The sequence below is a fragment of the Bradyrhizobium sp. USDA 4354 genome, assembly GCF_054060315.1.
Map to the genome: position 1 here is coordinate 7,018,616 of NZ_JBSSDC010000001.1, position 13,443 is coordinate 7,032,058.

Genomic DNA, 13,443 nt, shown 5'->3' on the forward strand with positions numbered 1-13,443 from the left:
GATGCTGCCCACTAAATCACGGCCATGTTTTTGTTCTTCAGATCCGTCACCAGCATCAAGCCGGGCGAATGCGTGATCGCGAACGGGAGTTTCGCGGCGTTGATCACCGATTGCGGCGTCACCCCGCAGGCCCAGAACACCGGAATCTCGTCGTCGGCCACGGGCACCGGATCGCCGTAGTCGGGCTTCGCAATGTCCTTGATGCCGATCAGGTGTGGATGGCCGAGATGCACGGGCGCGCCATGCACGGCGGGATAGCGCGAGGTGATCTGCACCGCGCGGATCGCATCCGCCGGCTTGAACGGGCGCATCGACACCACCATGGGACCAGCGAACGGGCCGGCCTCGCCGCAGGCGATGTTGGTGCGATACATCGGCACCCGCACGTTCTTCTCGATGTGGCGGATCGGCATGCCCTCCTCGAGCAGCGCCTCCTCGAATGAGAACGAGCAGCCGAGCACGAAGGTGACGAGATCGTCGCGCCAGTAGCTCTTCACGTCGGTCGGCTCGTCGACGACCTCGCCGTCGCGCCAGACACGGTAGCGCGGCACGTCGGTGCGGATGTCGAGATCGGCGCCGAGCGAGGGGAGATGCGGACTGCCGACGTCGGACATGCCGATGATCGGGCACGGCTTCGGATTGAGCTGACAAAAGCGGTGGAAGGCGCCGGCATATTCCGCCGGCAGGATCGCCAGATTGCCCTGGACGAAACCGGGGGCGACGCCGGCGGTGGAGGCGACCAGCCCCTCGCGGTAGGCGAGCCGGGCCTTGCGGCTCGGAAGGGTGTCGGGCGTTTCAGCTTGCTGCGCTGCCACCAAAACAGTCATGTGATCGACCTGCCTATAAACTCGACAAAGACAAGCCAACACCAAGCGTGCTATAAAGTCTAATCGTCGTTTCTAATCAATCTCGATAAATCTGATTTATCGATTGGGAAAATCCTTCCAATGCTGGACTTCAGATCGATCGAGACGTTCCTCTGGGTTGTGAAGCTCGGCAGCTTCCGTGGCGCCGCGCAAAGGCTCAACACCACCCAGCCGGCGATCTCCCAGCGCATCGCGCAGCTCGAGCGCGAGATGGGCGTGAGGCTCCTGAACCGCGATCATCGCGTCGCCTCACCGACACCAAGCGGCCGGCAGATGATGGTCTATGCCGAGAAGCTGATCGGCCTGCGCGCCGCGATGATGGCGGAGATCGGCGACCGGTCGGCGATGCGCGGCGTGATGCGGCTCGGAGTCGCCGAGACCATTGTGCACACCTGGCTGCCGCGGCTCGTGAAGAGCGTGAACGAGGTCTATCCGAACCTGTCGCTGGAAATCGAGGTCGACATCACGCCGAACCTCACCGCGCGCCTGCTCGCGCAGGAGATCGAGCTCGCCTTCGTCGTCGGGCCGTTGTCCGCTTCCGGCGTGCACAATCGCGTGCTCGCCGATTATCCGATCGGCTTCCTCGCAAGCCCCTCGCTGGGGCTCGGCAAGGGGCCCGTGACGCCGGCGGAGCTCGCGCGGTTTCCGATCATCACCTTCCCGCGCAAGACCAAACCTTACGAGGTCGTGCGCGAGGTGTTCGACCGGCCGGAGCTACCCCCGATTCGCCTGCATGCCTCCGCCTCGCTAGCGACCGTCATCCACATGGCGGTCGAGGGGCTCGGCATCGCCGTGATCCCCGACGCCATCGTCGAGAACGAGCTCGCCGACGGGCGGCTGCAACTGCTCGACACCGATCTCGCGATCGCGCCGCTGACCTTCACGGCGAGCTGGCTCGCCTCGCCCGATGTGGTGGCCGTGGAGCGCGTCGCCGAGCTTGCACGGCAGATTGCGCAGAGCAGCCTCGCGGTTGACGCGCCCGCACAGGCGCGTCATTGAAAAAGGCGCCGGGTTTTCTACCGTCATTCCGGGGCTCGCGCAGCGAGAACCCGGAATCTCGAGATTCCGGGTTCGCCCTTTGGGCGCCCCGGAATGACAGCGATCAATGGAAGAGACGCATGAGCCGAGCCGCCACGAACCTGCAAATCGATTCCGCCCGCCTGTGGGGCTCCATCCACGAGACCGCGCAATTCGGCGCGACCGCCAAGGGCGGCGTGCGGCGGCTCACGCTCAGCACCGAGGACAAGCAGGTACGCGACTGGTTCCGCAAGGCGTGCGAGGACGCCGGACTTGAAGTTCACGTGGATGCGCTCGGCTCGATGTTCGGCCTGCGCAAGGGACGTGACATGTCGAAGCCGCCCGTCGGCATCGGCTCGCATCTCGACACCCAGCCGACCGGCGGCAAGTATGACGGCATTTTGGGGACGCTCGGCGCGCTGGAAGTGATCCGGACGCTGAACGATGCCGGCATCGAGACCGAGGCGCCGATCTGCGTCGTCAACTGGACCAACGAGGAAGGCTCGCGCTTCGCACCTGCGATGATGGCGTCCGCCGCCTATGTCGGCGACTTCACCACCGACGACATTTTGTCGCGCAAGGATGCCGAAGGCACGACCGTCGGTCAGGCGCTCGACGGCATCGGTTATCGCGGCGACAAGCCGGTCGGCTTCCAGAAGCTCGGCTGTTTCGTCGAGCTGCACATCGAGCAGGGGCCGATTTTGGAAGCGGAAGGCAAGACCATCGGCGTGGTCGATTCCGGCCAAGGCGTGCTCTGGTACGACGGAAAGATTTCCGGGTTCGAGAGCCATGCGGGTTCGACCCCGATGCCGTTGCGACGCGATGCGCTGGCGACGCTATCGGAGATCGTGCTGGCGATGGAAGCCATTGCCAAGAAGCATGGGCCCAACGCGGTCGGCACCATCGGCGAGGCCGTGATCGCAAATCCCTCGCGCAACGTCATTCCCGGCGAGATCGCCTTCACCATGGATTGCCGCAGTGCCGATGGCACCATCATGGACGCGCTCGATCGCGATCTTCGCGCGGCGATCGCCGATATCGCCACGCGTCGCAAGGTCGAAGTCAAGATCGATCTGGTCTGGCGCAAGCCGCCGACGCATTTCGATCCGAAGCTGATCGCAGCAGTCGAGAACGCCGCGAAGACGCTCGGCTATTCCTCGCGCCGCATCACGTCCGGCGCCGGCCACGACGCCTGCAACCTCAACACTGTCATGCCGGCGGCGATGGTGTTCGTGCCCTGCAAGGACGGCATCAGCCACAACGAGCTGGAGGACGCCACGCAAGGCGATTGCGCCGCGGGCACTAACGTTCTCATGCATACCGTGCTGGCGATCGCCGGCGTCGCATCCTGACTGGAGAGAACGATGCGCGGAGTTTTCGTCGACGCAAATGAGGCCCTCGCCGCGATCATGGAGCGGTTGGAGAAGCCCGGCGATCCCAAGGTGCGGATCCACAGGGACCCTGACATCAAGCCCGAGCAATATCCCGAGATTCTCGACGGCGCCGAGATCGCGATCGTCGACCACACTGCGCTGCCGACCGAGGTCGCGAAGAAGTGCGCGGGCCTCAAACACGTCGTCTTCCTCGGCACCGGCGCACGCAGCTACATGAACCCGGAGGAGCTCGCCGAGCTCGGCATCTCCGTCCATCTGATCAAGGGCTATGGCGACACCGCGGTCGCCGAATCCGCAATCGCGCTGATGTGGGCCTCGGCCCGCGTCATCGCGATGATGGACCGCGAAATGCGGGCCGGAAACTGGCTGCGCGAGGACGGCATGCAGCTCACCGGCAAGACCCTCGGCCTGATCGGCTTCGGCGGAATCGCCGCGGAAGTTGCGCGCATTGCCACGGGCAGCGGCATGAAGGTGATCGCCTGGAACCGCTCGCCGAAGAGCTATCCTGGCGTGGAGTTCACCGATCTCGACACGGTGCTGGCAAGGAGCGACGTGGTTTCGCTGCATCTGCTGCTCAACGACGAAACCCGCGGCATGATCACGCGCGAGAAGATTTTCGCGATGAAGCGTGGTGTCGTCCTCGTCAACACCGCCCGCGCCGCTGTTGTCGACGAGGCCGCCATGATCGACGCACTGAAGTCCAGCCACATTCGCCATGCCGGCCTCGATGTGTTCAACGTCGAGCCGCTGCCCGGCGATCATCCGCTGACGAAACTGCCGAACGTGACGCTGTCGGCGCATTCGGCCTTCCGCACGCCAGAGGCGAGCGAGAACCTGATTGAAGCGGCCTGGGTCCACTGCCGCCGGATCGTGAATTTGTAGGGTGGGTTAGCCCTGCAGATGCGCGAAGTGCATCTGCTCGGCGTAACCCACCTCTTTGGTTTCCCCGGAGACAGAAACGGTGGGTTACGCCTTCGGCTAACCCACCCTACGCGCCCCGCCAAATCGTGAAGGGATAAGAGCAACAACAATGGCCGACTATCGCACCATCAAGGCACAGCCGCTCACCGACGTCATCCGCGCCATTGCCAAGGCGGGGGGATCCACGGATCGCGAAGCTGATCTTGTCTCCACCAACCTCGTCGAGGCAAATCTGAAGGGACATGACTCGCACGGCGTCGGCATGATCCCGCGTTATGCCGAAGCAGTTGCCGAGGGCGGCCTCGCCGTCAACCAGCACGTCAAGATCGTGATGGACACGGGCCCCCTGCTCACCCTCGACGGCCTCACCGGCTATGGCCAGGTGATGGGCTTTGAAGCGATGGAGCTCGGCGCCGAGCGGGCCAAGCGCAGCGGCGTCTGCGTCGTCGGCCTCTCCAACTCGCATCACATCGGCCGCATCGGCCACTGGGCCGAGCAATGCATCGATCACGGACTGGTGTCGATCCACTTCGTCAACGTGATCTCGCGCCCGATCGTGGCGCCCTGGGGCGGCAGCGATGCCCGTCACGGCACCAACCCGTTCTGCGTCGGCATCCCGCGCAAGGGCAAGGAGCCGATCGTGCTCGACTTCGCCACCAGCAAGATTGCGCAGGGCAAGACCCGCGTGGCCCACAACAAGGGCATCGAGCTCGAGCCCGGCACCATCATCGACAGCGAGGGCAAGCCGACGACCAACCCGCGTTACACGGTGATCGCCCCGTACGGCGCCATCCTGCCGTTCGGCGAACACAAGGGTTCGGGGCTCGCGCTGGTCTGTGAAATCCTCGGCGGCGCGCTGTCGGGCGGCGAGGTCGTCAAAGGTCCGGCCGACGGCAAGCGCCGCGTGCTCAACGGCATGCTCTCCATCATCATCGATCCGAGCAAGCTCGGCACCGGCGAGAATCTCGCGCGCGAAGTCGAGAGCTTCGTTGCCTGGCACACCGGCTCGCCGCCTGCCCCCGGCGTCGACAAGGTCAGAATCGCCGGCGAGCCCGAGCGCGAGACCAAGGAGAAGCGCCTGGCCGAAGGTGTTCCGGTCGATCCGAACACCTGGCAGGAGATTCTGGATGCCGGGAAACGATTCGGGTTGGACCGAGCGGCGATCGAGAAGATCGTGGGCTGATCGCTGTCTGCGGCGCGGGATTGGAAAAGCCATTCCGCGCGCCCCCCTTCTCCCCTTGTGGGAGGAGGTGGCGTAGGCGGCCGTCGGCCGCCGTTCTTAAGAGAACGCCGAAGCGAAGCTTCGGCTATGGCGCCGGATGAGGGGTTCTCTCCGCAAGCGCTTCTGCAAGTGTTAGGTCTGAATCTGCGGAGACAGACCCCTCACCCGTCTCGCCGCTGCGCGGCGTGTCCAGCGGATGGATGGGTAACAAAACAGACCGGATGGATGGGTAACAGTCGTTCATGGTTCGGTCCGCTGCGGCGCTGCGCTAGCGCAGCGCCGCAGCGTTGATGTTTTTTGGTCGATGATGCCGATCGGCACGTTGAAGAAACGTACTTGCCATTGCCCGTCAGCGGCTTCCTCCACGGCAACGGTTTCCCCAGCGAGAGCGCTGCAGAGATGGATGAGATCGCCGCGCCATTTGATCTCGCCATTGGAGCGAACCTGGCGCACCGCCGCTTCGACCGGATAATCCGGCTCCGGAAGCCGACTTGGCATCGCACGAGGAGAAGCGTGGTAGGCGCTGGCAGGTGGACGCTGCCCAAGTGCCTCGTGCGGCCGTTCTTCGTTGTAGTCGCGCACAAATGCTGCGAACCGGCGGGCTTGCGCGGTCTTGGTCGGCGGCGGTGGCCGCATGGCTTCCAGAAGCGTGAGGTGAAAACGCTCGTGTCGGCCGTTCTGCTGCGGATGGCCAGGATCAATTCGTTCATGACTGATGCCAAGCTTGATCCACCATACCGACAGCGCCGTCAGACCGGTGGTTCCGGTTGAGGCGAACGGCGAGCCGTTGTCGGAACGGATGATCTGCGGCAAGCCGTGCTCGCGAAACGCCCGCTCCAGCAGCGGTTGGCACTCGGCATATTGCGTGCTGCCCGTCGCCGCCAGGCTAATCAAATAGCGGCTGAAGCCATCGGTCACCGTGAAGGGCTCAACGCGAGATCCGTCGCCCAGCCGGATCCAGCCCTTGTGATCGAGAGCCCATACATGGTTGGCATGCTGCGGCACCGTCAGTTGTCCCATACGCGGCGGCGCTCGTCGCCGGACCCGACGGCTGCTGACCAGTCCCGCCCGCTTGAGAATCTCGCCCGCCGTCGAGGCCGACGGCCAATCGACATCCCCTTGGCGAGCCTCAAGCTTGCTGACGATCTTGCGCGGTCCCCAGCTCGGCCGCTCGAGCCGCAGCCCAACGATCGCATCCACAATGTGCTGCGGCGTCGCTCGCCCATGCACCCGCGCGGCGTGGGAGCGATCGGCAAGTCCTCCAGGTCCCTCCAACCGGTAACGATCCAGCCATTTGTAACCGGTCTTGCGGCTGATCTCGTATCGCTCGCAAAGCTCCGTCATCGTCCACAAGCCGGTTCGCTGTTCCGATATGAAGCTAATCCGCTGGTCCATTGCACAGCTCTCTCGCCAAGGCATCGGCTGATCCTCCAGCCGATAGAGAACTGTTACCCATCCATCCGGTCTACTGTGTTACCCATCTATCCGGTCTGGACAGGCGAGCCACCCTCTCCCACAAGGGGAGAGGGGAAGAACATCAATCCACCATGTCCGCAACCGCCTTGCCGCACGCCGTGGTATCGGCATTGCCGCCGAGGTCCTTGGTGCGCAACGTCCGTTCGGCCAGCGTGCGCTCGATTGCGTCGACGATCGACTTGCCGGCTTCCTTCTCGCCGAGATGCTCCAACATCATGGCACCCGACCAGATCATGCCGATCGGGTTGGCGATGCCCTGCCCCGCGATGTCGGGCGCCGAGCCGTGAACCGGCTCGAACACCGAGGGGAAATCACCCTCGGGGTTGATGTTGCCGGACGGAGCGATGCCGATCGTGCCCGTGCAGGCCGGGCCGAGGTCCGAGAGGATGTCGCCGAACAGATTCGAGCCGACCACGACGTCGAACCAATCCGGATGCAGCACGAAATTCGCCGTGAGAATGTCGATGTGGTACTTGTCCCACTTCACGCCCGGAAACTTCTTGGCCATCGCCTCCACGCGCTCGTCCCAATAGGGCATGGTGATGGAGATGCCGTTCGACTTGGTCGCCGAGGTCAGGTGCTTCTTCGGCCGCGACTGCGCGAGCTCGAAGGCGAATTTCAGGATACGGTCGACGCCGGTGCGGGTCATCACCGTCTGCTGCGTCACGAACTCGCGCTCGGTGTCGGGGAACATGCGGCCACCGACCGAGGAATATTCGCCTTCGGTGTTCTCGCGCACCACCCAGAAATCGATGTCGCCGGGCTTGCGACCCGCCAGCGGCGACGGCACGCCGGGCATCAGCCGCACCGGGCGCAGGTTCACGTACTGGTCGAACTCGCGCCGGAACTTGATCAGCGAGCCCCACAGCGAGACGTGATCCGGAATCTTGGCCGGCCAGCCGACCGCACCGAAATAGATCGCATCGTGCTTGCCGATCTTGTCCTTCCAGTCATCGGTGCATCATCTGCCCGTGCTTCTCGTAGTAATCGTAGGACGAGAAGTCGAAATGGTCGAAATGCACGGAGACGCCGTGCTTCTTGGCGGCCGCCTCCATGACGCGCAGGCCCTCCGGCATGACTTCCTTGCCGATGCCGTCGCCGGGAATGACCGCGATCCGGTATTGTTTCTTGCTCATCGAGAACGTCCTTGGTTGGTCCGGCAGCCGCCGTCTTTTTTTGACCGCACTGCAATGGACCAAAGTCGACGGCGGTGCAACGCTGCACTGCAATGTTGACCATGGCGCAGCCGGGCGCCTACTGATTTGATCCTGTTCCCACGAACGAGTACTCCCCATGGATCTGCATCTGCGTGGCAAGCGCGTCCTGATCACCGGCGCGTCCAAGGGCATTGGCGCAGCCGCCGCCGAGGCGTTTGCCGAGGAAGGCGCGCATCTCCTGCTGGCGGCCCGCAGCGGCGAGGCACTGAAGGCGCTGGCCGACCGCTTGCGCGCCGCGCACCAGATCGACGCCGCAACGAGCATTGTCGACTTGCGCAAGCCTGAGGATGTGGCACGGCTCGCCAAGGAAGCTGCCGACATCGACGTGCTGGTCAACAACGCCGGCGACATCCCCGGCGGCTCGATCGACAAGATCGACGAGGCGGCCTGGCGGCACGCCTGGGAATTGAAGGTGTTCGGCTATATCAACCTGACGCGGCACATCTATGCCCAGCTGAAGGCCAAGGGCGGCGGCGTCATCGTCAACGACATCGGCGCCGCCGGCGAGAAATTCGACGCCAACTACATCTGCGGCAGCGCCGGCAATGCCGCGCTGATGGCGTTCACCCGCGCGCTCGGCGGCAAGAGTCTGGCCGACAACATCCGCGTCGTCGGCATCAATCCCGGCCCCGTCGGCACCGACCGCCATGTCACCCTGCTCAAGACGCGGGCAAAGCACCAGTTCGGCGACGAGAGCCGCTACAAGGAATTCCAGAAGAGCCTGCCGCTCGGCAGGCCGGCGCATGCGCGCGAGATCGGCGACCTCATGGCGTTCCTGGCGTCAGATCGCGCCGGCTATACCTCGGGCGTGATATATACGGTGGACGGCGGCATCAGCGCGGGGTGGGGTTAACTCTATCCTCGTCATTGCGAGCGCAGCGAAGCAATCCAGGAATGTATCCGCGGGTAACAGTCTGGATTGCTTCGCTGCGCTCGCAATGACGAACCTAGATTATGCATAGGAGTAAACCAATTGTCTCAAGACCTGATCCGCGAAACAGCATGCGCCGTCGTCGACAAGCTGCGCTCCGGCGACGTCTCGCCGCTCGAGCTCCTGGATATGCTGGACAAGCGCATCAGCGACGTCGACGGCAAGGTCAACGCGCTGCCGATACTGTGCTTCGATCGCGCACGGGATAGCGCCAAGGCGCTGATGCGGAAGCCGGCCGGCGCGCGCGGGTTGCTGGCGGGCCTGCCGGTCCCCATCAAGGACCTGACCGACGTTGCAGGCGTCTTGAACGCGCAAGGCTCGCCGATCTTCAAGGACAACATTCCCGCGAAGTCCGACCTCATGGTCGAGAACCTCGAGGCAAACGGCGCGGTGGTCTACGCAAAATCCAACACGCCGGAGTTCGGCGCCGGCGCCAATACTTTCAACGAGGTGTTCGGCGCGACGCTCAATCCCTGGGACACGACCAAATCGGCAGCGGGCTCCTCCGGAGGCGCCGCGGTGGCGCTTGCGACCGGCATGGCCTGGCTCGCCCAGGGCTCCGACATGGGCGGCTCCTTGCGCAACCCCGCGGCATTCTGCGGCGTCGTCGGCATGCGGCCGAGCATCGGCCGCGTCGCGCATACTCCCAACTCAGGTATCGATCGTAATCTCGGCGTGGTCGGTCCGATGGCGCGCAACGTCGAGGATCTCGCGCTGCTGCTGGATGCCATGAGCGGCGATTATGCGGACGACCCGCTGTCGCTGCCGGCCCCCGAAATCTCGTTCCTGTCGGCGGCACAGGCGGGCAAGACAAGCCGAAGCGCATCGCCTACTCGCCCGATCTCGGCATCACCCCGGTCGATCCCGAAGTGAAGGCGATCACGCGCAAGGCCGCCGAACGTTTCGCGGAGGCCGGAGCCGTCGTGGAGGAGGCCCATCCCGACTGGCGCGAGGCGCACGAATGCTTCCACGTGCTGCGCGCCTTCGATTTCGCGATCACCAAGGCCAATCTGCTGCGCACCAAGCGCGACCTGCTCAAGCCCGAGGTGATCTGGAACATCGAAGAAGGCCTCAAGCTCACGGTCGACCAGTTGGCGCGCGCCGAGGCGCAACGCGTCGGCATGACCGCGCGGGCGGTCGAGTTCTTCAGGAGCTACGACCTGCTTCTGGTGCCGACCACGATCGTGCCGCCCTTCCCGATCGAGAACCGCTATGTCGCCGAATGCGCCGGCAAGAGGTTCGACAATTACGTCGAGTGGCTCGGCATCGTCTACGCCATCACGCTCGCCTGCTGCCCCTCGCTGTCGCTGCCCTGCGGCTTCACGGCGTCCGGCCTGCCAGTCGGCGTGCAGGTGGTCGGCGCGCCGCGCGCCGACGCGCAGGTGATCGCAGGAGCGAAGGTGCTGGAGGATATTCTGGGCTTGCGCGGCACGACGCCGATCGATCCGAAGGTGAAGAACTAGCCTCACTCTCGTGCCCCGGACGCAGCGCAGCGCTTCTTAAGCGTTGCGCTGCAGAGCCGAGGCCCATCTCTCCGCGACTTCCGGTGCTGCCCTGGGTCCCGGCTCTGCGGCGCAGCGCTAGCGCGCTGCCCCTTTGTCCGGGACACGAGACCTCACCTCCCGCTGGTCGCCTCCAGGCTGCGACTGTAGCGCGACATCGCAAAGCAAAAGACAAAGTAGAGCGCGGCACGACCTCCCGTCGCACCCTACCAGTCATCGCGCGGCACGCAGGACGGTTGCTCGGTTCGCTATTTGGCGATCGGGCAGGAGCCGGGATCATCGCAGCGAGGAGGCGTCGATCGCGTGGTGCCGGTCGCATCGTCGGAGCTCGGGCCCTCCGCTCCGTTCAGAATGACCGAGACACGCCAGCGATATGTTGTTTGTGGCATCAGGCCGGAATCCCCAAAGCTCGCTCCTGTCACGACGCCAATCACCTGGAACGCACCATCTGGCCCCGCACGCGAAACCCGGTAGGTTGTTACGTCGTCCACTGGAGACCAAGCCAGGTCAGCGCCGCTATCCGACGTATCGATCACCGTGAGCGACTGCGGTGCCGATAGCGATGGCGCGGTCGCGCCGGCGGGCGCCGCAGCCCCGGCCGTGAGCGCATCCAGCATGGCCTTGATTGCCTTCATTTGCGATCCGGACTTCGTCACGTAGCTATCCTGATGGTCGACGTAGCTCCACCAATCCCAACAGGCCTGCGGATTGCTTGGCCAGAATGGGCTGGTCTTGGTTTGCGGATAGAGAATGATCAGGTGGTTCGTGTCCGCCCACGCATTGTAGCCGGCCTCATCCACGAATCTGCGTCCGATATCGGCGACGTCCTGCTTGCATCCGTGGAGCGCGACGTGGACGCGACACGGACTGCCCTGCTCGCAATCCTGAGGTACGAACACATAGCCGGTATCGCCCATGCTCAGCGCGTCGGGCAGATGCGGCGTGGTATAGATCGATTGATCAAAGCTCCTCACCGAGCCTGCAAGCTGCGCGGGACCGGGCGGATTCAGGCGGCCGTAAATATGCTGCAGGATGACGCCGGCCTGGTCATAGCCGCACTGGTCGATATAGGGCTCCGCGTTGGCCTTGCAGTCGTTGAGCCCGGGTACGCCCTGTTTCATCACGACGAACGAGTGGCCCGCGCCGAGCGTGGCCTGATAGAACAAGTTGCCGCGATTGGCATCCCCCAGATAATGGCGATAGAAATCGGCGGCCGCATCGGTCGCGGCCTTGTCGACGACCGCGTCATTGTAGCCGTGAAAGAGATAGATCTTCTGCCTGCCGACATTGCTGAGAGGGTCGATTTCGCCCGCTGCGGCCTTCGCGTCGGCCTTTGCCGTAAAATCCTTCGGATCCAGATCCGACGCCGGCCCTTTCATGCATGCACCCGTGGCCCGCCAGATCGGCCCCCAGTACCAGGTGGCGACGTCGAGCGCGTCCGCCTTCGCGCACCAGTAAGGGCCGCCTGCGACCACGCCGACGCCCTTGATCACCGACGACCACGCCGTACCGAACTGAACGGCCATGAACGCGCCCGACGAAATTCCCGAAATCGAACTCTCACCAATTGGCGCGCGATAGCCCCGTAACCCCTCCGCGGCACGCGACGACACGCCGAGAGCAGTTGTGAAGATCAGGACGCAGATCTGGGCGGCGGTGAATTGCCGCAAAACGGCCACGCGCATGACAGCCTCGCCAAATCGACTGCAGGAGCAATCTCTGGTATTACAACTCAAGATCGGCAATCAGTGCAAGCGCAAACAAGCGGCACCAAAACGAGGAACCGTCACTTCGGCGTTGTCGGCGCCTCCAGGCTGCGACTGTAGCGCGACATCGCAAAGCAAAAGACAAAATAGATCGCGGCGACGAAGATGTAGACCTCGACCGAAAATTGCTGCCAGGCGGGATCGATGATCGCGGTCTTCGCGGTCGTCAGCAAGTCGAAGATGCCGATGATCAGGACGAGACTGGTATCCTTGAAGAAGGCGATGAAGGTGTTGACCAGCGGCGGGATGACGTGGCGGATCGCCTGCGGCAGGACGATCAGCCGGTGCTTGCGCCAGTAGGACAGGCCGAGCGCCTCGGCGGCTTCGTACTGCCCGCGCGGCACGGCCTGGAGGCCGCCACGGATGACCTCGGCAAGATAGGCGCCGGCGAACAGGATGATCGCGATCTGCGCGCGCAGCAGCTTGTCGATATTGAATCCGGCGGGCATGAACAGCGGAAACATCACGCTCGCCATGAACAACAGGCTCACCAGCGGCACGCCACGGATCAGCTCGACATAGAGCACGCTGAGCGAGCGGATCGCCGGCAGCTTCGAGCGCCGGCCGAGCGCGACCAGGATGCCGAGCGGAAAGCCGAAGGCGAGACCAAAAGTCGCCAGGATCAGCGTCACCGGCAGTCCGCCCCAGCGGTCCTGCGAGACGAAGGACAGGCCAAACACCCCGCCCCACATCAGAACGCTGATCAGCGCCAGTGCACCGATCCAGAGATAGACCAGCTCGCGCCGCCATAGCGCGCGGCGGGTCGAGAGGTAGTACAGCGCGATGAACAGCAGGACCGACAGCCCCGGCCGCCACTGCTCGTCGAATGGATAGGTGCCGAACAGGATGAAGCGGTACTTTTCGGGGATGATCGCCCAGCAGGCGCCAACGCCACGCGCCGCGCGACAGGCGCTGGAATCGTTCCCCGGCGTCAGCCACACCGCGTTCGCCACGCCCCACTGCACGAAACTGAAGATTCCCTTGGCGAGGATCGCCAGCAGCACGACCGTGAGGATGCCGTTGGGAATCGACGAGAACAGGTTCTTGCGCAGCCAGCGCAGCACCGGATTGCCCATCTGCGGTCGGCGAGCGGCGCGGGGTGCATCGGGGATGTCCGTGATCGCGGTCATG

Annotated in this window: 9 protein-coding genes and 2 pseudogenes; 6 read left to right on the forward strand and 5 right to left on the reverse strand. The window is 64.2% G+C overall.

The window, feature by feature from the left end:
• Positions 1–11 precede the first annotated feature (11 nt).
• Positions 12–827, reverse strand: a complete 816-nt coding sequence (locus ACVIIV_RS32630) for a putative hydro-lyase (RefSeq protein ID WP_456747847.1) — start codon at positions 825–827, stop codon at positions 12–14.
• 120 nt (positions 828–947) lie between these two features.
• Here ACVIIV_RS32630 and ACVIIV_RS32635 point away from each other — a divergent pair, with 120 nt between their 5' ends.
• The 4 genes from ACVIIV_RS32635 to ACVIIV_RS32650 all read left to right on the forward strand — a co-directional run bounded on the left by ACVIIV_RS32635 (position 948) and on the right by ACVIIV_RS32650 (position 5,381).
• On the forward strand, positions 948–1,865 hold the full coding sequence (locus ACVIIV_RS32635; RefSeq protein WP_456747848.1) for a LysR family transcriptional regulator: 918 nt from the start codon (positions 948–950) through the stop codon (positions 1,863–1,865).
• Between the two features lie 119 nt (positions 1,866–1,984).
• On the forward strand, positions 1,985–3,235 hold the full coding sequence (locus tag ACVIIV_RS32640; RefSeq protein WP_456747849.1) for an allantoate amidohydrolase: 1,251 nt from the start codon (positions 1,985–1,987) through the stop codon (positions 3,233–3,235).
• Between the two features lie 12 nt (positions 3,236–3,247).
• Complete coding sequence (locus ACVIIV_RS32645) at positions 3,248–4,159, forward strand: NAD(P)-dependent oxidoreductase (protein ID WP_456747850.1); 912 nt, start codon at positions 3,248–3,250, stop codon at positions 4,157–4,159.
• 148 nt (positions 4,160–4,307) lie between these two features.
• Positions 4,308–5,381, forward strand: coding sequence for a malate/lactate/ureidoglycolate dehydrogenase (locus ACVIIV_RS32650; protein WP_456747851.1), 1,074 nt, complete (start codon positions 4,308–4,310; stop codon positions 5,379–5,381).
• A gap of 279 nt (positions 5,382–5,660) precedes the next feature.
• On the opposite strand, the gene ACVIIV_RS32655 is transcribed toward ACVIIV_RS32650, so the two are convergent.
• Together ACVIIV_RS32655 and ACVIIV_RS32660 are read right to left on the reverse strand one after the other, a co-directional pair.
• Positions 5,661–6,839, reverse strand: a complete 1,179-nt coding sequence (locus tag ACVIIV_RS32655; protein WP_456743958.1) for an IS481 family transposase — start codon at positions 6,837–6,839, stop codon at positions 5,661–5,663.
• A gap of 118 nt (positions 6,840–6,957) precedes the next feature.
• Positions 6,958–8,032, reverse strand: a pseudogene (locus ACVIIV_RS32660) (tartrate dehydrogenase).
• 157 nt (positions 8,033–8,189) lie between these two features.
• On the opposite strand from ACVIIV_RS32660, the gene ACVIIV_RS32665 reads away from it, so the two are divergent.
• Both ACVIIV_RS32665 and ACVIIV_RS32670 read left to right on the forward strand, forming a co-directional pair.
• A complete protein-coding gene (locus ACVIIV_RS32665) occupies positions 8,190–8,966 on the forward strand; it encodes an SDR family oxidoreductase (RefSeq protein ID WP_456747852.1) in 777 nt (258 codons plus the stop codon).
• 120 nt (positions 8,967–9,086) lie between these two features.
• Positions 9,087–10,507, forward strand: a pseudogene (locus ACVIIV_RS32670) (amidase).
• Between the two features lie 287 nt (positions 10,508–10,794).
• Here the strand turns inward: ACVIIV_RS32670 and ACVIIV_RS32675 are convergent.
• Positions 10,795–12,231 carry an extracellular catalytic domain type 2 short-chain-length polyhydroxyalkanoate depolymerase gene (locus ACVIIV_RS32675; protein WP_456747853.1) on the reverse strand — a complete coding sequence of 479 codons (1,437 nt, stop codon included), beginning with the start codon at positions 12,229–12,231 and terminating at the stop codon, positions 10,795–10,797.
• A 101-nt stretch (positions 12,232–12,332) separates the two neighbouring features.
• Positions 12,333–13,442, reverse strand: coding sequence for an amino acid ABC transporter permease (locus ACVIIV_RS32680; protein WP_456747854.1), 1,110 nt, complete (start codon positions 13,440–13,442; stop codon positions 12,333–12,335).
• Position 13,443: the final 1 nt, after the last annotated feature.